This is a genomic window from Sphingomonas sp., assembly GCF_039594485.1.
GTDB lineage: Bacteria > Pseudomonadota > Alphaproteobacteria > Sphingomonadales > Sphingomonadaceae > Sphingomonas.
In genome coordinates this window covers 23,072-44,212 of the sequence record NZ_JBCNNI010000033.1, presented here as the reverse complement: position 1 = coordinate 44,212, position 21,141 = coordinate 23,072, and the positions used below count along the sequence as shown (strand labels likewise).

Here is a 21,141-nt window from a genome sequence, read left to right as displayed (position 1 = left end):
ACTATCCGGTCCCGTAGATCGCCTGAATATGCTCGACCCATGATCCACCTCCAGATCAGGAGGAATCACATTTCCTGATAAAGTGGAATCCCCCTTGATTCCTGCTTCACGCTCGACGCTCTAGATCATTCCCGACGACCGCTCAGCCTTAGCGAAGGCGAAGGAGAAGGAATTCGGTCTGATCTTGGTTCGCGCAGGGGCGCAGAGGGGGTTGCCCAATCTCCCCGAGCCCCACCCCGGCGCGGCGCGCCATCGACGACGGGGTTACTCGGCCCCAGCCTTCTGTCTGGGTGGTACAACATTCGAACACGGAAGCCTTCTTCTCGGCGCCTCCGCGCCTCCGCGCGAACTATAACCCTTGGCCTTCGACTTCGGGAGCGAGGGTCCTTTAGCCCTCGTCCCCCTCGTCCAGATCGCGCGCGACCTGCGGCGAGCGGAGGATCGAGTCGATATGGCTGCCCTCGTCAAAGCTCTCGTCGGCCAGGAACTTCAGCTTGGCGGCGTATTTCATCTTCACCCGCGTCGCGACCTCGCGCTGGAGATAGGCGGTGTTGGTGCGCAGCGCCTTGATCACCACGTCCTCGTCCTTGCCGAGCAGCGGCTTCACGAACACCGTCGCGTGGCGCAGGTCGGGCGACATGCGGACTTCGGTCACACTGACCATGTGCTTGGCGAGCGTTTCGTCATGCACGTCGCCGCGCGCCAGGATTTCCGACAGGATATGGCGGACCTGCTCGCCGACGCGGAGCAGGCGGACCGAGGGTTCGGCGGGGTTTTTGGCTTGGACCATGATAGTTCTTCTTCAAACGGAAATCGCGGCCGCCCGACGGACGACCGCGATCATGTCCGGCAAAGGCGGGCGGCAGGAGCGATCCCACCACCCTGCCCGCATCAGAGCGAACGCTCGCGCAGTTCGACCTCGAAGGTTTCGAGATAGTCGCCAGGCTTGATGTCGGTGAAGTTCTGCGTGAACGTCACACCGCATTCCAGACCGGCGCGAACCTCGGCGACATCGTCCTTGAACCGGCGGAGCGAGTTGATCTCGCCCTGGTAGATGATGACGTCGTTGCGCGTGATGCGCGCCTTGAGCGCCTTGCGGATGACACCCTCGGTAACCAGCAGACCGGCGGCCTTGCCGATCTTGCCCGCCGAGAAGACCTCGCGGATTTCGGCGCGGCCGACGACCGTTTCGAACGCCTCGGGACCCAGCTCACCGGCCATGCCCGCCCGGATCTCGTCGATCAGGTCATAGATGACGTCGTAATATTTCAACGCCACCTTGTTCCGCTCGGCGATCTCGCGCGCCTTGGCATTGGCACGGACGTTGAAGCCGATGATCGGCGCACCGCTGGCGGCCGCCAGCGTCACGTCCGACTCGGTGATGCCACCGACGCCCGAGTGCAGGATGCGCGCCTTGATGAGGTCGGACGCGATCTTGTTGATCGACGCCACGATCGCCTCGACGGTCCCCTGCGTATCCGCCTTGACGACCAGCGGATATTCCTTGGCCTGGTTCGCCTTCAGCGCCGAGAACATCGACTCCAGGCTGGCCGGGGCCGAGGTGGTGCGCTTCTGGAGCAGCACGCTCTGGCGATACTCGGCGACCTCGCGGGCGCGGGCCTCGTTCTCGACGACCTGGAGCAGATCGCCTGCCTGCGGCACGCCCGACAGGCCCAGGACCTCGACCGGCATCGCAGGTCCGGCTTCCTTCACCTGACGGCCCTTGTCATCGACCAGCGCACGGACCTTGCCGCTTTCCGCGCCGACGACGAACACGTCGCCGACCTTCAGCGTGCCGCGCGTGACCAGCACGGTCGCAACCGGACCACGACCCTTGTCGAGCTTGGCCTCGACCACGCTGCCCTCGGCGGCGCGATCGGGGTTGGCGGCCAGTTCGAGCAGCTCGGCCTGAAGCTGGATCTTCTCGATCAGCGTATCCAGGCCGATCTTCTTCAGCGCCGACACTTCGACGTCCTGGGTTTCGCCGCCCATTTCCTCGACCTGCACGTCATGCTCCAGCAGACGCTCACGGACGCGCTGCGGATTGGCGTCGTGCTTGTCGATCTTGTTGATCGCCACGATCATCGGCTTGCCGGCCGCCTTGGTGTGGTTGATCGCCTCGATCGTCTGCGGCATCAGCCCGTCATCGGCCGCAACCACCAGCACCACGATATCCGTGACGTCGGCGCCGCGCGCGCGCATCTGGGTGAAGGCCTCGTGGCCCGGCGTGTCGAGGAAGGTGATCTTCGACTTGTCCTTCAGCGTGACCTGATAGGCGCCGATATGCTGGGTGATGCCACCCGCCTCGCCGCGCACCACGTCGGTGCCGCGCAGCGCGTCGAGCAGCGAGGTCTTGCCATGATCGACATGGCCCATGATCGTGACGACCGGCGGGCGCGGCTGCAGGCTCTCGACCGCATCCTCGCTGGTGTCGAGCGCCAGGTCGATGTCGCTGTCCGAGACGCGGACGATATTGTGCCCGAACTCGGTGACGAGCAACTCGGCCGTGTCCTGGTCGATCGTCTGCGTCATGGTGACGGGCATGCCCATCTTGAACAGCGCCTTGACCAGGTCCGCGCCCTTCTCGGCCATGCGGTTGGCCAGTTCCTGGACGGTGATCGCCTCGGGCACCTGCACGTCACGGACCTGCTTGACCTGCGGCTCACGCGGGCCGCCAAAGCCACGCTTTTCCTTTTCGCGGGCACGCTTCAGCGCGGCCAGCGAACGGGCGCGCGCGCCGTCCTCGTTCAGGGCGCGGTTGACGGTCAGCTTGCCGCCGCGACGCTCGTCACCCTTGCGGTCGCGCTGCTGCGGACGGCTGGGCGGCGCGTTGCGCGGAGTGGGCTGGCCCGCAGGCATCGAACGCGGAGCACCGCCCGAGGGAGCCGAACCGGCATTGCCCGAGGGCGCAGCCGCCGGAGCGGCCGCCGCCGCGGGTGCCGGGGCAGGCTTGGGCGCGGGCTTGGGGATTTCGGGACGCTGCACCGGCGAGAAGCGGCGCGGCGCGGGCATCGAAGGGTCGCGACCCAGAACCGGCGGCGTCGGAACGACCGGAGCGGGAGCGGGCGCAGGGGCGGGCTTCGCCGCGACCGGAGCGGGTGCGGGCGCCGGAGTCGGGGCCGGAGCCTCGACCTTGGGGGCTTCCACCTTCGGCGCTTCCACCTTGGGTTCGGGGGCCGGGATCACCGGGCGCTCGACCGGACGGAACGGACGCGGCTGTACCGAGATGGTCGGCGCGGCGGGCGCGGCTTCCTGCGCGGGGGCCTCGGCGACAGGCTCCGGGGCGGGAGCGGGAGCCGGGGCCGGCGTGGGTTCCGGTGCAGGGGCGGGAGCGGGCGCGGCAGCAGCCTCGGCGGCGGCACGCGCACGCTCTTCGGCGCGCTGGCGCTCTTCCTCGGCCCGCTGCTGACGCTCGGCGTCTTCGCGGCGGCGCGCCTCTTCCTGCATGGCGAGGCGCTGTTCCTCGGCCTCGCGCAGCAGGCGAGCCTGACGCTCCTGTGCCGTCTCGTTGGACGGGATCGGACGCGGCGGGGCAACCGGGGTCGGCGCGGGCGCAGCCACGGGTGCCGGGGTCGGCGCAGGGGCGGCCGCCTCGGGGGCGGCGCCACCCTGCGGGCCCAGGACGCGACGGCGCTTCGTCTCGACGATCACGGTGTTCGAGCGGCCGTGGCTGAAGCTCTGCTTCACCTTGCCGGTCTCGACCGTGCGCTTCAGCCCCAGGGGCTGGCGCATTCCGAGTTTCGGCTTGTCGTTGTCGGTCTCGCTCACTCAAAATCCTCGTGTACGGTCACGGCCGGTCGGTCACCAGTAAGGTCGGACGCCGATGCGCCTTGCGAGGCCGTTTCGCAAGGCGTTGCCACAGGGTCAGGTCCGATAAAATGCAGCCAGCGGTCGAGCGCTTCGCTCACCCGCTTTGCCGCGTTACGATCTGTCAGGCCGATGTGTACCACATTTTCGCGGCCCAACGCCAATGACAATATGGGGCGTGTGGCGGGCAGTGCCAACCCCTTGAGATCGGAACCTTCACGGTCCGATCCCACGCGCCACGCCTGCGCCAGCTTGCGGCACCCATCCTCGCCCGCATCGGCGGCGTGATAGAGTGCATGCAACTGTCCCGATCGTGCCGCCGTCGCGATCTTGTCCGATCCCGTCAGTAGCATCCCCGAGCGCGACTCGAGTCCCAGCCGGTCGAGCGCATTGCGCTCCAGCGCGGCGGTGATCAGCGCGGGCAGGTCGTCGGGGATCGAGAACTCGCCCGTCTTGAACGCGCGCGCCAATGCCCCCTTCAACCGCCCCTTGGCGATCGCGGTTTCGAGTTCGCCGCGCGTGACGCCGATCCAGCCGCCCCGGCCCGGCGCTTTCGCACGCACATCGGGCAGCACCCGCCCGTCGGGCGCGAGCGCCAGACGGATCAGATGCGGGCGCGCGTCATGCTCGCCCGACAGGATGCAGCGGCGGACCGGCCCGTCGATCGAATCGCGGGCGGCCTTCGCGGACTCTCTGGGACTCCGGCCCTTCCTGGCCGGAGCGGATGTTACGCCACCGCGCTCATTGTCCCGGTTCCGCATGCGCGTCTCCCCGGGTGCTGGAGGCAGGAGCATCACGGTCGGCGATCAGCAGACCGCCCGCGCCGTAATTTTCGGTGGAGACCTCCTCGATCACGATCTGGACGGCGGCCGGGTTCTTGCCCAGCCGCTCCACCAGCGAACGAGTCACGTCGGCGACGATCTCGGCCTTTTGCTGCTTGGAGGCGGTGCCCGCCAGACGGATCGAGACGAACGGCATCAGGCTTCGTCGCCCTCCGCTTCGGCGGTCTCAGCGGCGACGGGTTCCTCCTCATCAGTGAACCAGTGGGCGCGGGCGGCCATGATGATCTCGTTACCCTGCTCGTCGCTCAGGCCGTATTCGGCGAGAATCCCGCCCTTCGGCGCTGCGCGCGGGGTATCGTCGCCACGGCGACGCGGCTCGGCACGCTTCTTCTCGACCAGTTCGTCGGTCGCGAGGTCGGCGAGATCGTCCAGCGTCTTGATGCCCGCCTTGCCCAGCGTGACCAGCATCGCCTCGGTCAGGTACGGCATCTCGGCCAGCGCATCCTCGACGCCCAGCGCACGACGCTCGTCACGGGCGGCCTGTTCGCGGCGGTCCAGCGCTTCCTGCGCACGGCTCTGCAGCTCCTGCGCCAGGTCCTCGTCAAAGCCCTCGATCGCGGCCAGCTCGTCCAGCTCGACATAGGCGACCTCTTCCAGCGCACCGAAGCCCTCGGCGACCAGCAGCTGGGCCAGCGTCTCGTCCACGTCCAGCTCGTTCTGGAACATCTCGGAGTTCGCGACGAACTCCTTCTGACGCTTCTCGGAGGCATCGGCCTCGGTCAGGATGTCGATCGCCTTGGCGGTCAACTGGCTGGCGAGGCGCACATTCTGGCCGCGACGACCGATGGCGAGGCTGAGCTGATCGTCGGGGACGACGACCTCGATCCGGTCCTCTTCCTCGTCGATCACGACGCGGCTGACATTGGCGGGCTGGAGCGCGTTGACCACGAAGGTCGCGGTGTCGGGCGACCAGGGGATGATGTCGATCTTCTCGCCCTGCATTTCCTGCACGACGGCCTGGACGCGGCTGCCCTTCATGCCGACACAGGCGCCGACCGGATCGATGCTCGAGTCGTGCGAAATCACGCCGATCTTGGCGCGGCTGCCCGGATCGCGCGCGGCGGCCTTGATCTCGATGATGCCATCATAGATTTCGGGCACTTCCTGCGCGAACAGCTTCTTCATGAAGTCGGGGTGCGCGCGGCTCAGGAAGATCTGCGGCCCGCGATTCTCGCGGCGGACGTTCAGGATCAGCGAGCGGATGCGGTCGTTCACGCGGACGACTTCGCGCGGGATCTGCTGGTCGCGACGGATCACGCCCTCGGCGCGGCCCAGATCGACGACGATGTGACCGAATTCGACGCGCTTGACGACGCCGGTGATGATCTCGCCCTGGCGGTCCTTGAACTCGTCATACTGACGGTCGCGCTCGGCATCGCGGACCTTCTGGAAGATGACCTGCTTGGCCGCCTGCGCCGCGATGCGGCCGAATTCGATCGGGGGCAGCGGATCGACGATGAAGTCGCCGATCGCGGCACCCTTTTGCAGCTTCTCGGCACCCTTAAGGTCGATCTGCTTGTAATAGTCATCGACCTGCTCGACCACCTCGACGACGCGCCACAGGCGAAGGTCGCCCGAGTTCGGATCGAGCTTCGCGCGAATGTCGTTCTCGGCGCCGTAGCGGGCACGGGCGGCGCGCTGGATCGCGTCCTCCATCGCCTCGATGACGATCGCCTTGTCGATCATCTTCTCGGACGCGACCGCATTCGCGATCGCGATCAGTTCCGCCTTGTTGGCGGAAATGGCGGTAGCCATCAGTGCCGTCCTTCCGTCGTGGCGCCGTCCGTGTCGGGCGCGTCCTGATAATAAACCTCTTCCGCGCCCTCGGGGGACAGCGGCACCGTCGCGGCGATCAGCCGGTCGGTCATCACGAGCTTGGCGTCGTCGATCGCGGCGAAGGGCAGTTCGTGGCGAACGCCCTCCCCATCGGTGATCGCCACCGTCTCGCCCTCGACCCCGTTCAGGTCGCCCTTGAACTGCTTGCGACCGTTCAGCTTCTCGGCCAGCGTGATCCGCGCCTCATGCCCCGCCCAGTCGGCGAAGTCCTTCAGCCGGGTCAGCGGGCGGTCGATACCGGGCGAGGAAACCTCCAGCCGGTACGCATGGTCGATCGGATCGCGGCCTTCCGCCTCCAGCGCGTCCATCACGTCGGAGATGCGGCGCGACAGGTCGGCGCAGTCGTCGATGTTGAGCTGGCGCGTGTCGGGGCGCTCGGCCATCACCTGAAGCGTGGGGTCCGACGTGCCACCATACATCTTCACGCGCACGAGTTCGAAGCCGAGCGCCTTGGCCTCGGGTTCGATGAGTTGCGTCAGAAGGGCGATGTCCGCCATGAAAGCTCCAGATGTGCCGGATCGGTGCCGCGGAAGTCTTCCCGCAGCCTCTTTCACCCGACGATGTAAGAGAATGTCGCAGTATATACGCGCAACGCTCTTGCGAAACAAGCACGCATATCGAAACGTTACGCCACTTGATCGGAGCCGCGCCGGCCCCGGACGGGAGAGACGACCATGAAACTGCCGCTGCTCGCCACCCTTCCGGTGGCGCTGATCGCCTGTTCGGGCAATGGTCCGGCGTCCGATGGGACGGGCGGCACGTCCCCCGTCACGGTTTCCCCCGGCGCGACGCCCTCGCCCTCCACGTCCGCCACGCCGCCCGCGACGGTGGTCGATGGCCAGCCCTTCGGCCGTACCGTCATCGCCGATTTCGATGCGCCCTGGGCGATGACCTTCCTGCCCGACCGGCGGATGCTCGTCACCGAGAAGGACGGCCGGATGCTGCTGGTCAGCGCGGACGGGCAGCAGCGCCAGACGATCGCGCGGATCGGCGTCGATTCGGCGGGCCAGGGCGGCCTGATGGATGTGGTCCTCGCCCCCGATTTCGCCCAGAGCGGCCGTGTCTATTTCAGCTATTCGGCCGCGACCGAGGGCGGCAAGCATGTCGTGCTCGCGCGGGGCCGGTTGCAGGAGGCCAACGGCACCGCGCAACTGACCGGAATCGAGACCTTGTGGGGCGCCAGCCCCGCCGTGACGGGCGACGGCCATTATTCGGGCCGCATCGCCTTCTCCCCCGATGGCCAATTTCTGTTCTTCACCGCGGGCGAGCGCCAGAAATTCACCCCTGCGCAAGCCCCCAAGGCGACCTTGGGCAAGGTCCTGCGCCTGACCCTGGACGGCAAGCCCGCCGCCGGCAATCCGCTGGCGGCGCAAGGCTTCGATCCGGCGGTCTGGTCCTATGGCCATCGCAACCTGCTCGGCCTCGCCTTCGATGCCTCGGGCAATTTGTGGGAGCAGGAGATGGGGCCCAAGGGCGGCGACGAGGTCAACCTGATCCTGCCGGGCCGCAACTATGGCTGGCCCAATGCCTCCAACGGTTCGCATTATGACGGCCGCGACATTCCCGACCACCGCGCGGGCGACGGCTATGAAGCGCCCAAGGTCTGGTGGAACCCGGTCATCTCGCCGGGCGGGCTGATGATCTATTCCGGCTCGCTATTCCCGCAATGGCGTGGCGACGCCTTTATCGGCGGGCTGTCGAGCAAGTCGCTGGTCCGCGTCGACCTGAACGGCACCAGCGCCGCCAAGGGCGACCAGTGGGACATGGGCGCGCGTATCCGCGAGGTCGAACAGGGGCCGGACGGCGCGATCTATGTGCTGGAGGATGGTGGCGAGTCGCAGGGACGGCTGATCCGGCTGACGCCCGCCGCCTGATCGCGCACCGGATCGTCGCGCCGATGCCCGGGGCGGCGATCCGGTCGATCGATAGCGCTTGACCTGCCCGGTCCGTCGGGTCGATCCTGACAGCCGCATAACAAGGGCGAATGAATACAGGTTCGCTTCACCATGGGAGACGAACCAGATGCGACCGCCGCAGTCCAAGCCGCCTGCCCGATTGCACATGGCGGATGCGCATAGCCGCGATGCCCGGCTGTCGCGCGGGCTTTCGGGCACCAATATGGAACGGGCGGGCGACTATAATCTCCGTACCGTGCTGCAGGTCATCCGCTTCCACGGCGAAACGACCCGGATCGCGATCGCCAACCAGACCGGGCTGACCCCGCCGACCATCGCCAACATCACCGGGCGGCTGACCGAGATGGGCCTGATCCGCACCGCCGGGCGGATGCAGGGCGGGCGCGGCCAACCGGCATGGAAGATCGAACTCTGCCCCGACGGCGCGTTCGGCATCGGCCTGACCATCGACCGCGACCATCTGGCGCTGGCCGTCCTGGACCTGAGCGGGGTGGTGCGGGCGCGGGCGACGCGCGAGATCGGCTTTCCCAGTCCGGCCGACGTCCTGGCCTTTCTGGATGACGTGCTGGAGCCTGCCTTGGCCGAGGGCGGCGTCGACCGGACGCGCGTGCTGGGCGTAGGGGTGGCGATGCCCGACGGGGTCGACCGATCGCTCCCCAATCAGACGGGCGGCTACGATGCCTGGACCGGGGTTGCGCTGAACGCGCTGCTCGCCCCCGTGCTGCCCTGGCCGATCCACCGCGACAATGATGCGGCCGCGGCCGCGCTGGGCGAGGCGCAATATGATCGCGATTTCGACTGCCCCAGCTTCTTCTACCTGCTGATCACCGCGGGGCTGGGCGGCGGGCTGATCATCGATCGCAGCTATCATCGCGGCGCGCATCGCCGTTCGGGCGAGATCGGGCTGATGCCCGACCCGACCGCCGGACGCCCCAACGCGATCGTGCAGGATACGGTGTCGCTCGCGGGACTTCAGGTGCGACTGGCGGCGGCGGGGCGCAGGCTGGATTCGCCCGAAACGCTGGACGAGAGCGACGATCCGGTCATGCGCGCGGTGATCGATCAGTGGATCGCCGATTCGATCGACGCGCTGACCCAGCCCTTCGTCGCGGTCACCACCCTGTTCGACCCGGATGCCATCCTGATCGGCGGACGGCTGCCCTGCCGGCTACTCCATCGGCTGGCCGAAGGACTGCGACAGGCGCTCGCCGCCATCGAGCTGCCCGCCCGTCCCGCCATCCGCCCCGCCCGCATGGCGCAGGACGCCCCCGCGATCGGTGCGGCGATGCTGCCCTTCATGGACCGGCTGCTGCCCTCCGACTCGATCCTGATGCAGGCGGGGCGGGGCTAGCCTCTCCCGCATCCGTCCGGCCCGAACGAAAAGGCCCGCCTCCCATGGGGAAGCGGGCCTGTCCGGCGCCACGTGGGAAGGCGGGGATTATCCCGCCATGTCTTCCAGCTCGCGACCGCGCGTTTCGTTCACCATCGCGCGGACGAAGAAGAACGACAGCGCCGCGAAGAAGGCATAGCCGAAATAGGTCACGCTCAGGCCCGGCGACACCGCAAGCGCGGGGAAGCTGACCGAGATGGCGGCGTTGGCGATCCACTGGGCAAAGCCCGACACCGCCAGCCCCGATCCGCGGATCTGGTTCGGGAACATCTCGCCCAGCATCACCCACATGACCGGGCCCCAGCTGGCGTTGAAGAAGATGACGTAGAGGTTCGCCGCAACCAGCGCGATCAGGCCGTTATTGCCGGGCAGGCTCACCGCGCCGTTCGCGGCGGTGACGGCGGTCGAGAAGGCATAGGCGACGATCGCCAGCGTCACCGCCATGCCCGCCGAGCCGATCAGCAACAGCGGCTTGCGACCGATCTTATCCACCGTCGCGATGGTGAACAGGCACGCGCCGATCGACAGCACGCCCGACAGGATGTTGGTCTGGAGCGCATAATCCTCCGAGAAGCCGACCGCTTCCCACAGGGTCGCGCCATAATAGAAGACCACGTTGATGCCGACGAGCTGCTGGAACACGGCAAGGCCGATGCCCGCCCACAGGATCGGGCGGATCTTGCCGGTGGTCTTGTCGACCAGGTCCGACAGCTTGGGCTTGTGGTGATCGGCGGCGAGCGAGGCGCGGATTTCGGCCACCTTGCGGGTCGCCTCACCCTCGCCGAACAACTTGGTCAGCACGGCGTGCGCCTCGGCATCGCGGCCCTTGGCGACCAGGAAGCGCGGGCTTTCCGGGATGATGGTCAGCGCCGCGAAATAGATCGCCGCCGGAATCGCCTGAAGCCAGAACATCCAGCGCCAGGCCGGGAAGCCCAGCCAGAATTCGGCGGTCGAGCCACCGGCATAGCGGGCGAGCGCGAAATTGGCGACGAAGGCGCCGGTCAGGCCGGTGATGATCATCACCTGCTGCACGCTCGACAGTCGCCCGCGAATCGAGGCCGGAGTGACTTCCGAGATATAGACGGGCGAGATGACGCTGGCCGCGCCGACGCCCAGGCCGCCGATGATGCGCGCCAGGATGAAGATCTCCGACCCGCTCGCCGCACCGGCCAGCAGCGCGCTGACCAGGAAGAGACAGGCGGCGAGCATCATGACGTTGCGGCGGCCGATCGCATCGGCCAGCCGTCCGGCCCCGAACGCACCGATCGCCGATCCGACCAGGATCGCGCCGACATTGACGCCGATGCCCAGCCGACCGAGGTCGAACGCGGCCTCCAGCCCCTTCTGGGTGCCGTTGATGACGCCCGAGTCATAGCCGAACATGAAACCGCCGATGGTCGCCACCACGACGATCGCAGCAATGAAACCATGATTGACGCGTGCGGCGTCCAATCCCCTTGTCGTATCGGTCACGAACCCTCTCCTCACCCGCTACACGCGCTATCGCCTATCCGCGCGGGCTTGTCCTGTCACCGTCGCAATATGCGAACGGTACGAATGGTAACGCTATCTTAAAACAACGGCCCGTCAAGCGGGTGTCGATGCGGCGCCGGTCCCGCCGCAGCCCCGATCGTGGCGTATCACACGATCTCGCGCGGGCGGCGGCGCGGCGCGGCATCCGACTGGCGCCGGATCAGGCGGTAGTCGAGCATGCGGCGGGTCGGGGCGTCGCCGCTCTTCTGGCGGATCGCGGTCGCCATCATCTCCACCGCCGCGCGGGCCATGTCGGCGATCGGTTGGTGAATGGTGGTCAGTTCGGGCCAGATGGTGGTCGACAAGGTGGTGTCGTCGAACCCGCACACCGTCAGGTCGCTGGGCACGTCCAGCCCGCGCCGGTGCGCCACCGCCACGGTCGCCGCCGCCATGTCGTCGTTCGAGGCGATGATCGCGGTCGGCGGTTCGGGCCGATCGAGCAGCCGCTCCGCCGCGTCCAGGCCCGAGCGATAGGTATACAGGCCCGGCGCGACCAGATTTTCGTCGAACGGCACGCCCGCCGCCTCCAATGCGGCCCGGAACCCCTCATAGCGCCGCGCGGTGGCGGTCAGATTGGGGTTGCCGCAGATGAAGCCGATCCGGCGATGGCCCAGCGCCATGACGTGCCGGGTCATCTCCTCGGCGGCGGCGCGGTCGTCGATCTGCACCGCCAGGGTCGAATCGGCCAGCTCGTCGGGCGCCATGCCCGTCGCCACCACCACGGCGGGCACGCCCGCCTCGCGCAGCAGCGACAGCACCGCCTCCGCCTCGCACAGCGGCGGGGGCAGGATCACCCCGTCGATCCCGCCGGCGATCAGGTGGCGCGCCACCTCCACCTCATGGTCGCCGATCTCGCATTTCTCGACCACCATCTGGATGTCGAGCCGCGACGCCTGGTCCAGCGTGCCGAGCAGGAATTCGCTCAGAAAGCCCTGGCTGGGATTGCTGTAGAGCATGCCGACGCGGATCTGCGCCGCCCCCGCCAGGCTGCGCGCCGCCGGGTTGGGCGCATAGTTGAGCTGCGCGATCGCCGCCTCGACCTTTTCGCGGGTAGCGGGACGGACATTGGCTTCCTTGTTGATGACGCGCGAGACGGTCATCAACGAAACACCGGCGGCACGAGCGACGTCGCTGATCGTGGGAGCGCTGCTGCCGCGGCGCGAAGGTCTTATCGTCATGGGATAAAGCTCACACCTTTCGGGCCGATACGCAATGCCCGGCGACCCGGAAGCCGCCTTCGGCCGGCACCGCGCCGCCGCCGCGCGATCCCGTGAACCCTCCGCCCTCTTGCCCGATCGCGCACGCCCGGCTATGCCGCTCACCAGCATCAAGAGTCGGGCCATCGCCCGGCACCAACCTGCCTCCCGGCAAGGTGGTGCCTCTCCAGCATGGAGAGGGATGTGGCCGAACCGGCAAAAACGGGACGAACCGCCACTTTCCTCATCCGACTCGCCCGAACGGACGCAAGGATTTGTGATGGAAACGGCCCCACCCCCCGCAATCGCTCCCCAGCAATTCGCCAGCGACAATTATGCCGGCATCTGTCCCGAGGCCTGGGCGGCGATGGCCGAAGCGAATCAGGGCTATGTCCCCGCTTATGGCGAGGACCCCTATACCGACCGCGCGGCGGATGCGTTCCGCACGCTGTTCGAAACCAAGTGCGAGGTGTTCTTCGCCTTCAACGGCACGGCCGCCAATTCGCTGGCGCTGGCCGCGCTCTGCCAGAGCTATCACAGCGTGATCTGCTCGGCCTCGGCCCATGTCGAGACCGACGAGTGCGGCGCGCCCGAATTCTTCTCCAACGGATCGAAGCTGCTGGTCGCGCAGACCGAGGACGGCAAGCTGACCCCCGAGGCCGTGCGCGCGCTCGCCACCGGCCGGTCGGACATCCACTTCCCCAAGCCTCGCGCGGTGACGATCACCCAGCCGACCGAGACGGGGCAGGTCTATACGCTGGCCGAGATTCGCGCGCTGTCGGCGACATGCCGCGAACTGGGCCTGCGGCTGCACATGGACGGGGCGCGCTTCGCCAATGCCTGCGCCGCACTCGGCTGCTCCCCCGCCGACATGACCTGGCGCGCGGGCGTCGACGTGCTGTGCTTCGGCGGGACCAAGAACGGCATGGCGGTCGGCGAGGCGATCCTGTTCTTCGACCCGGTGCTGGCGGAGGATTTCGACTATCGCTGCAAACAGGCGGGGCAGTTGGCCTCCAAGATGCGCTATCTCGCCGCGCCGTGGATCGGGATGCTCGACAGCGGTGCCTGGCTGTCCAACGCCGCCCATGCCAATGCCTGTGCGCGGCGGCTGGCCGAGCGGGTCGCGGGGCTTCCCGGCGTCGCGCCGATGTTCCCGGTCGAGGCCAATGCGGTGTTTCTGAGCGCGCCACCGCACGCGCTCGACGCGCTTCGCGCGCGTGGCTGGCGCTTCTACACCTTCATCGGGGGAGGCGCGCGCTTCATGTTCGCCTGGGACGCCGATCCGGCGCGGGTCGATCAACTGGGCAACGATATCGCGGCGGTCGCGGCGGAGGCATTGCAGGCGGCCTGAACGGGGTGTCCATGGGCCGGCAGGATCGCCCCCTGCCGGTGCCACGTGCCCGCCGGCTTATCGATCGGCAGCAGCCAGTTCGATCTCGACCCGGCGATTGCGTGCACGACCGGCGGCATCGTCGCTGCCGTCGGGCTTGGCATTGGGGGCGACGGGGCGGGTCTCGCCCAGCGCGATCACCCCGATGCGCGCCGCCGTCAGCCCCTTTCGCACCAGATAGTCGCGCACCGCTTCGGCCCGCTTGCGTGACATGATGCGATTGGCCTCGTCATCGCCGTCGCTGTCCGAATGGCCGCGCAGGATGATCCGGCCCTTGCCCGCCGCCGGGTCCGCCGCCAGCCGGTCGAGCGCGGCGCGGGCTTGGGTGTCGAGCACCGCTCCCCCTTGCGGAAAGCCGATGGTCGCCACGGTCGGGCCCGGATTCGGCGCGTTCAGGCCGGACAGGCCATCGGTCGCGGCCGCGTGCGGCGTGGCACTGGCCGAGGGCGCGGGATCGGGGATCGCCATCTCGATGGTGGCGCCGTTGGTGCCGGCCGCGCGCGCCACGCTATTTCCGCCTGCATCGCCGCAGCCCGCCAGCAGCGAGGCGAAGCCGGCGACCGCCACCATTCCCATCGACCGCCCCGACCGCACCGTCATGCCCGTCCCTTCGTTAGGCCGGTGGCATGGGCATTGTCCCCATGACTCGCCCTGCCCGCCCAGGCCGCGCGGGACCATAAGGAGGCGCTTGTTGCGGCGCAAACCGGCTTTGGTGAAAGAAACGGATCAGAAAGAGACAGGCGCGCCGGTCGTCAGGCTGCTGCTTCCTCCCCGGTCAATTCTGGAGGCGCCACGCCCCGCTGCTCGCTGAGGATGCGCCAGCCCGTCAGGAACAGCGCGGCGACGACCGGGCCGACGACGATCCCGCTCAGCCCCAGCATCTCGATCCCGCCCAGCGTGGTCAGCAGCACGATCCAGTCGGGCAGCCCGGTGTCCCGCCCGACCAGGATGGGGCGCAGGATATTGTCGGCAAGACCGATGACCAGCACGCCAGAGGCGACGACCACCGCCCCTTGCCAGATCGCGCCGGTGGCGAGCAGATAGAAGGCGACCGGCCCCCAGATGATCGCCGGGCCGATCGCGGGCAGCAGCGCGGCGATCGCCATCAGCAATCCCCAGAGGAGCGCGGCGGGCAGTCCGACGATCCAGAAGGTGATCGCGCCCAGCCCGCCCTGCACCAGCCCGACGATGACCGATCCCTTGATCGTCGCGCGCACCACCGCGACGAAGGTATCGACCAGGCGCGTCGCGACCGCGCGGTCGAGCGGCAGTGCACGGACGAAATCGGAGCCGAGCCGGTCGCCGTCGCGGATCAGGAAGAAGGCGACGTAGAGCCCGACGCCAAAGGCCAGCGCGAACGCAAAGGCGTTACGCCCGATCGACAGCGCCTGGGTCGCGATCTGGCTGACGCTGCTGCTCAGCGTGCGCGAGATGCGCGATTGCAGCCTCTCGAAACTGTCGATGCCGGAATTGTCGAGCATCTGGCGCAGGCGGGTGGGCAACGCGTCGCGTACCTGCTGGAAATATTGCGCGAAGTCGATCTGGCCGGTGCGCATCTTCATATAGACGCCGGAGGCCTGATCCACGACCATGCTGCCGATCAGCAGGGTCGGCACCACCACCGCGAAGGTGATGATCAACATGGTCAGCCCGGCGGCCATGTTGCGCCGTCCGCCGGTCTTGACCAGCAGCCACTGGAACAGCGACCGGAACAGGATCGCCGCCAGCGCCGCCCAGAGCAGCGCGACCAGAAAACTGGAGATCACCGCCGTCAATGCGATGGTGATGAGGACGAGGAAGAGGATGAATCCCCCTCGCTCGATCCGGTGGCGGTCGATGGTCATGCCGGCATCCCCCTTTCGTATCGCGCCCCAACCGTCACACCGGCAGCGCGGTTCCGCAATATGGGTCAGGGGTATGACGGGGATGTCATCCTTGGTGAAGGGCGGTGTGGCCCTGGCTCGATGGCGCACGAGCGGGCAGGCACGCTGGTTCCTCCCCTGCAAGCGGAGACGCGGCCCGAAGCGCTGACGGAGGGGCAACACCCGTGTGGCGATACCCCTCCACCATGCTTCGCACGCCCCCCTCCCCTTACCGGGGCGGAGGTGCGCCCCTTACTCCGCCGCGACCGCCTCGATCGAATCGTCCAGCGGATGCGCCAGCCGGGTCAGCATTTCCTTCGGGCAGACCTGCCAGAAATGCCCGGCGATCCGGTCCCAATCCTCGAGCAGCCCCTTCGACCACTTGCTGTCGGTCGCGGCGGCATGCTGTTCGACCAGATCGCGCAGCACGCCTTCCCAATGGGAAGAGGCCAGACGCTGCCACACGATGTTCTCGGGATTGGCACGGCGGGCGAAGCGCTCGTCCGCGTCGTAGATAAAGGCCATGCCGCCGGTCATGCCCGCGCCGAAATTCGCGCCGACCTGACCCAGCACCACCGCGATGCCGCCGGTCATGTATTCGCAGCCATTGGCGCCGCAGCCCTCGACAACCACGGTCGCGCCCGAATTGCGGACCGCGAAACGCTCGCCCGCCTGGCCCGCCGCGAACAGCTTTCCGCTCGTCGCGCCGTAGAGCACGGTGTTGCCGATGATCGTGTTCTTCTGGCTGGCCAGCGGCGAGCTGACCGCCGGGCGCACGATGATGGTGCCACCCGACAGGCCCTTGCCGACATAGTCATTGGCGTCGCCGAACACCTCCAGCGTCACGCCCTTGCACAGGAACGCGCCCAGCGACTGGCCCGCGCTCCCCCGCAGCCGCACGGTGACGTGTCCGTCGGCCAGCTTGCTCATGCCGAACTTGCGCGTGATCTCCGACGACAGGCGGGTGCCGACCGCGCGGTGCGTGTTGCGCACCGAATAGGTCAGCTGCATCTTCTCGCCGCGCGAGAAGACCGCGGCCGCGTCCTTGATGATCTGCGCATCCAGGCTGTCGGGCACTTCGTTGCGGAAGGTCGACAGGCTGAACCGCCGCTCGGCATCGGTCGCATCGACCTTGGCCAACACCGGGTTGAGGTCGAGATCGTCGAGATGCTCGGCCCCGCGGCTGACCTGGCGCAGCAACTCGGTCCGCCCGATCACCTCGTCCAGCGAGCGCACGCCCAGGCGCGCCAGGATGTCGCGGACTTCCTCGGCGATGAAGGTCATCAGGTTGATGACCTTTTCCGGCGTGCCGGTGAACTTGGCGCGAAGCCGCTCGTCCTGCACGCAGACACCGACCGGGCAGGTGTTGCTATGGCACTGGCGCACCATGATGCAGCCCATCGCCACCAGCGACAGCGTGCCGATGCCGAACTCCTCGGCACCCAGGATCGCCGCGATCACGATGTCGCGCCCGGTCTTGAGGCCGCCGTCCGCGCGCAGGCGGATACGACCGCGCAGGCCGTTCAGGGTCAGCGTCTGGTTGACCTCCGACAGACCCATTTCCCAGGGCGTGCCGGCGTATTTGATCGAGGTCTGGGGGCTCGCACCCGTGCCGCCGACATGGCCCGACACCAGGATGACGTCGGCATGCGCCTTCGCCACGCCCGCCGCGACCGTGCCGATGCCTGCCGAGGACACCAGCTTCACGCAGACACGCGCACGCGGGTTGATCTGCTTGCAGTCATAGATGAGCTGCGCGAGATCCTCGATCGAGTAGATGTCATGGTGCGGCGGCGGCGAGATCAGCGTCACGCCCGGCGTCGCATGGCGCAGCTTGGCGATGAACTCGGTCACCTTGAAGCCGGGCAACTGCCCGCCCTCGCCGGGCTTGGCACCCTGCGCGACCTTGATCTCGATCTCGTCGCAGGCGTTCAAATATTCCGCCGTCACGCCGAAACGACCGCTCGCGATCTGCTTGATCGTCGAATTGGCGTTGTCGCCATTGTCATAGGGCTGGTAGCGCAGCTTGTCCTCGCCGCCCTCGCCCGACACGGCCTTCGCGCCGATCCGGTTCATCGCGATCGCCAGCGTCTCATGCGCTTCGGGCGAGAGCGCCCCCAGCGACATGCCCGGCGTCACGAAACGCTTGCGGATCTCGGTGATCGCCTCGACCTGATCGACCGGCACGCCTTCGTTGGGGAAGTTGAACTGGAGCAGGTCGCGCAGATAGACCGGCGGCAGGTCGCCCACGCCGCGCGAGAATTGCAGATAGGTCGAATAGCTGTCGGTCGCCACCGCCGTCTGGAGCAGGTGCATGAGCTGCGCCGAATAGGCATGCGTCTCGCCGCCGTCCCGCTGGCGATAGAAGCCGCCGATCGGCAGCGTCGCGACATGCTGGTCCCAGGCCGCGTCATGCCGGAGCATCGCCGAATAATGGAGCGAGTTGTAACCCTCGCCCGAGATCTTGGCGGGCATGCCGGGGAACAGGTCGTTGACCAGCGCGCGCGACAGGCCGACCGCCTCGAAATTATAGCCGCCGCGATAGCTGGAGATCACCGCGATCCCCATCTTGGCCATGATCTTGAGCAGGCCGTCCTCGATCGCGGTGCGATGGTTGGTCAGGCATTGCTCGATGGTCAGGTCGCCGAACAGCCCGCGGCCATGCCGGTCGACGATCGCGGCTTCGGCCAGATAGGCGTTCACCGTGGTCGCGCCGACACCGATCAGCACCGCATAATAATGGGTGTCGAGGCACTCGGCCGAGCGGATATTGATCGACGCATAGGAGCGCAGCCCCCGGCGGACGAGATGCGTGTGCACCGCCGCCGCCGCCAGCACGCCCGCGATCGCGACGCGGCCTTCGGAGACATGTTCATCGGTCAGGAACAGTTCCGACCGGCCCTCGCGCACCGCCTGTTCGGCCTGGTTGCGGATACGCTGGATCGCGGCGCGCAGGCGGTCGGGACCGCCCTCCGCCTCGAAGGTGCAGTCGATCTCGGCGGCCGAGCGGCCGAAATGCGTCTTCAACCGATGCCAGTCCGCCCCCGTCAGCACCGGCGAGTTGAGCACCAGCACCCGTTCCCGCCGATCCTCGGTGTCGAGGATGTTGGCGAGATTGCCGAACCGCGTCTTGAGCGACATCACATAGCGTTCGCGCAAGGAATCGATCGGCGGGTTCGTCACCTGCGAGAAATTCTGGCGGAAGAACTGGCTGATCAGGCGCGGCTTGTCGGAGATGACCGCCAGCGGCGTGTCGTCGCCCATCGATCCGATCGCTTCCTTGCCCCCCTCGGCCATGGGGGACAGGATCAGTTCCATATCCTCCATCGTCTGCCCGGCGGCGACCTGGCGGCGCAGCATTTCCGCGCGCGGCATCCGCACCAGCGCGTCCTCCTCGGACGGTGCGGGCAACTGGTCCATGGTCAGGAACTCGCCGATCATCGCGGCATAGTCCTGCTCGCCCGCGATCTGGTCCTTGATCGCGCGGTCGTCGTACAGCTTGCCCTCGGCCAGATCGACCGCGATCATCTGCCCCGGCCCCAACCGGCCCTTGGCGGTGACGGTGGCCTCGGGCACCACCACCATGCCGCTTTCCGACCCGACGATCAGCAGGCCGTCGGCGGTCAGCGTGTAGCGGAGCGGACGCAGCGCGTTGCGGTCCATGCCCGCCACCGCCCAGCGGCCATCGGTCATGGCGAGCGCGGCGGGACCGTCCCACGGCTCCATGACGGAGGCGAGATACTGGTACATGTCGGCATGCGCCTTGGGCGCGTCGAGGTCCTTCTGCCACGCCTCGGGCACCAGCATCAGCTTGGCGGTCGGCGCGTCGCGGCCCGAACGGCAGATCGCCTCGAACACGGCATCCAGCGCGGCGGTGTCGGACGCGCCCGCCGGGATCACCGGCTTGATGTCCTCCGAATTGTCGCCGAACGCGATCGAGGCCATGCGGATCTCGTGGCTGAGCATCCAGTTCTTGTTGCCGCGGATCGTGTTGATCTCGCCGTTATGCGCCAGGCAGCGGAAAGGCTGCGCCAGCCACCATTGCGGGAAGGTGTTGGTCGAATAACGCTGGTGGAAGATCGCGACGCGGCTCTCGAACCGATGGTCCTGAAGGTCGGGATAGAAGACCGACAGGCTCTCGGCGAGGAACAGCCCCTTGTAGATGATCGAGCGGCAGGACAGCGAGCAGATATAGAAGCCGCTGATCTGCGCCGCGATCACCCGCTTTTCGATGCGGCGGCGGACCAGATAGAGGTTCTTCTCGAACTCGGCGGCATCGACCTCGTCGGGCATCGGCCCGGCGATCATGATCTGCTCGATCTCGGGGCGCGTCGCCTGCGCCTTCATGCCGATGACCGACACGTCGACCGGCACCTGGCGCCAGCCATAGATGGTATAGCCCGCCTCGATGATGACGCTCTCGACGATGGTGCGGCAGGTTTCCTGCGCGCCCAGATCGGTGCGCGGCATGAAGATCATGCCGACCGCCAGCCGGTTGGGCAGCACCTTGTGCCCCGACGCGGCGATGGCGTCGTCGAAGAAGCGATGCGGCAGGTCGACATGCAGGCCCGCACCGTCGCCGGTCTTGCCGTCCGCATCGACCGCGCCGCGATGCCACACGGCCTTCAGCGCGTCGATCGCCGACTGGACCACCCGGCGCGAGGGCCGGCCATCGGTGGCCGCGACCATGCCGACGCCGCACGCATCGCCCTCGAACTCGGGGCGGTACATGCCGTGCTCGGCGAGATATTGGCGCTGATCCATCGTCATTCTCCGCTTGCCCCGAACCGGGTCATCACCCCGGCCACGGCCTTTTCCGTTTCCGCCTCTTCCCAAGGCGCTTCATCATTCAGCCAGGCCAGGACATTGGCCTCGGTCCGGGGCCGAAGCGCCCGGACGCGATCGACCAGCCTGGCCTCCTTCTTCATGCTCGACGGGACGGCCCCGCTCTGCATCGTCGCGATCAACGCCTGTCCGGCGGCGGAGGCGTAGAAGCGGTTCAGTGCCACCAGTTCGGCGTCGCTGAACGCCGCACCGTAAATCGCCGCCTGACGCCCCCACAGGATCGGCATCCGCTCGTGCATCGACCGTGCGCGCAACGGCTGCACCGCCTGGGCGATCGCCCGGACGATACCGGGGTGCGCCCGCTCACGCGCCTGCATCTTCGGGTCGGCGGCGAGCAACTGCGTCGTCATCACGTCGGTGTCGATCGCCGCCATCCTGACGATGATCGCTTCCGGGTAGAGCAATTGCGCCAGCGCCTTCGCCGCCGGACGCGCGCTGTTCAGGGCGACAGGCGGCGAAGGCGCAGCCTGTCCGATGCCACCGGGCATAAAGGCCAGCGCCAGCAGGCTGGTGAACAACATCCG

General features: G+C 67.7%; 15 protein-coding genes and 1 riboswitch. Of the genes, 3 read left to right on the top strand and 12 right to left on the bottom strand.

Annotation, left to right across the window (positions count from 1 at the left end; translation table 11 throughout):
* Positions 1-388 precede the first annotated feature (388 nt).
* The 6 genes from rbfA to rimP all read right to left on the bottom strand — a co-directional run bounded on the left by rbfA (position 389) and on the right by rimP (position 6,982).
* Complete coding sequence (gene rbfA / locus ABDV78_RS15035; RefSeq protein ID WP_343528241.1) at positions 389-790, bottom strand: 30S ribosome-binding factor RbfA; 402 nt, start codon at positions 788-790, stop codon at positions 389-391.
* A gap of 101 nt (positions 791-891) precedes the next feature.
* The gene (gene infB / locus ABDV78_RS15030) at positions 892-3,768 is read right to left on the bottom strand and encodes a translation initiation factor IF-2 (protein ID WP_343528240.1); all 2,877 of its coding nucleotides are present in this window, start codon (positions 3,766-3,768) and stop codon (positions 892-894) included.
* Positions 3,765-4,472 (bottom strand): DUF448 domain-containing protein, encoded by a 708-nt coding sequence (locus ABDV78_RS15025; protein WP_343528243.1) that lies wholly within the window; start codon positions 4,470-4,472, stop codon positions 3,765-3,767. The genes infB and ABDV78_RS15025 overlap by 4 nt, the downstream gene beginning before the upstream one ends.
* Positions 4,473-4,548: 76 nt before the next feature.
* A complete protein-coding gene (locus ABDV78_RS15020; RefSeq protein WP_343528239.1) occupies positions 4,549-4,785 on the bottom strand; it encodes a 4-oxalocrotonate tautomerase family protein in 237 nt (78 codons plus the stop codon).
* Positions 4,785-6,404: a transcription termination factor NusA gene (gene nusA, locus ABDV78_RS15015; RefSeq protein ID WP_343528237.1), complete on the bottom strand. Its 1,620-nt coding sequence runs from the start codon at positions 6,402-6,404 to the stop codon at positions 4,785-4,787. Before nusA ends, ABDV78_RS15020 begins: the two co-directional genes overlap by 1 nt.
* Positions 6,404-6,982 (bottom strand): ribosome maturation protein RimP, encoded by a 579-nt coding sequence (rimP, locus tag ABDV78_RS15010; protein ID WP_343528236.1) that lies wholly within the window; start codon positions 6,980-6,982, stop codon positions 6,404-6,406. The genes nusA and rimP overlap by 1 nt, the downstream gene beginning before the upstream one ends.
* A 177-nt stretch (positions 6,983-7,159) precedes the next feature.
* Between rimP and ABDV78_RS15005 the strand changes: the two genes are divergently transcribed.
* A complete protein-coding gene (locus ABDV78_RS15005; RefSeq protein ID WP_343528235.1) occupies positions 7,160-8,359 on the top strand; it encodes a PQQ-dependent sugar dehydrogenase in 1,200 nt (399 codons plus the stop codon).
* 148 nt (positions 8,360-8,507) lie between these two features.
* Entirely contained in the window at positions 8,508-9,752 is a 1,245-nt protein-coding gene (locus ABDV78_RS15000) for an ROK family transcriptional regulator (protein ID WP_343528234.1), read from the top strand.
* A gap of 87 nt (positions 9,753-9,839) precedes the next feature.
* Here the strand turns inward: ABDV78_RS15000 and ABDV78_RS14995 are convergent, their stop codons facing one another.
* Together ABDV78_RS14995 and ABDV78_RS14990 are read right to left on the bottom strand one after the other, a co-directional pair.
* Complete coding sequence (locus ABDV78_RS14995; RefSeq protein ID WP_343528233.1) at positions 9,840-11,264, bottom strand: sugar porter family MFS transporter; 1,425 nt, start codon at positions 11,262-11,264, stop codon at positions 9,840-9,842.
* 167 nt (positions 11,265-11,431) lie between these two features.
* Entirely contained in the window at positions 11,432-12,502 is a 1,071-nt protein-coding gene (locus tag ABDV78_RS14990) for a LacI family DNA-binding transcriptional regulator (RefSeq protein ID WP_343528232.1), read from the bottom strand.
* 141 nt (positions 12,503-12,643) lie between these two features.
* Positions 12,644-12,754: riboswitch (SAM-I-IV-variant riboswitch) on the top strand.
* A gap of 46 nt (positions 12,755-12,800) precedes the next feature.
* Here ABDV78_RS14990 and ABDV78_RS14985 point away from each other — a divergent pair.
* Positions 12,801-13,871: a low specificity L-threonine aldolase gene (locus ABDV78_RS14985; RefSeq protein WP_343528231.1), complete on the top strand. Its 1,071-nt coding sequence runs from the start codon at positions 12,801-12,803 to the stop codon at positions 13,869-13,871.
* Positions 13,872-13,928: 57 nt separating this feature from the next.
* Here the strand turns inward: ABDV78_RS14985 and ABDV78_RS14980 are convergent, their stop codons facing one another.
* The 4 genes from ABDV78_RS14980 to ABDV78_RS14965 form a co-directional block, all read right to left on the bottom strand.
* Positions 13,929-14,510, bottom strand: coding sequence for an OmpA family protein (locus ABDV78_RS14980; RefSeq protein WP_343528230.1), 582 nt, complete (start codon positions 14,508-14,510; stop codon positions 13,929-13,931).
* Between the two features lie 152 nt (positions 14,511-14,662).
* The gene (locus ABDV78_RS14975) at positions 14,663-15,754 is read right to left on the bottom strand and encodes an AI-2E family transporter (RefSeq protein WP_343528229.1); all 1,092 of its coding nucleotides are present in this window, start codon (positions 15,752-15,754) and stop codon (positions 14,663-14,665) included.
* Between the two features lie 270 nt (positions 15,755-16,024).
* Positions 16,025-20,542 carry a glutamate synthase large subunit gene (gene gltB, locus ABDV78_RS14970; RefSeq protein ID WP_343528228.1) on the bottom strand — a complete coding sequence of 1,506 codons (4,518 nt, stop codon included), beginning with the start codon at positions 20,540-20,542 and terminating at the stop codon, positions 16,025-16,027.
* On the bottom strand, positions 20,539-21,138 hold the full coding sequence (locus ABDV78_RS14965; protein ID WP_343528227.1) for a DUF2059 domain-containing protein: 600 nt from the start codon (positions 21,136-21,138) through the stop codon (positions 20,539-20,541). The genes gltB and ABDV78_RS14965 overlap by 4 nt, the downstream gene beginning before the upstream one ends.
* Positions 21,139-21,141 lie beyond the last annotated feature (3 nt).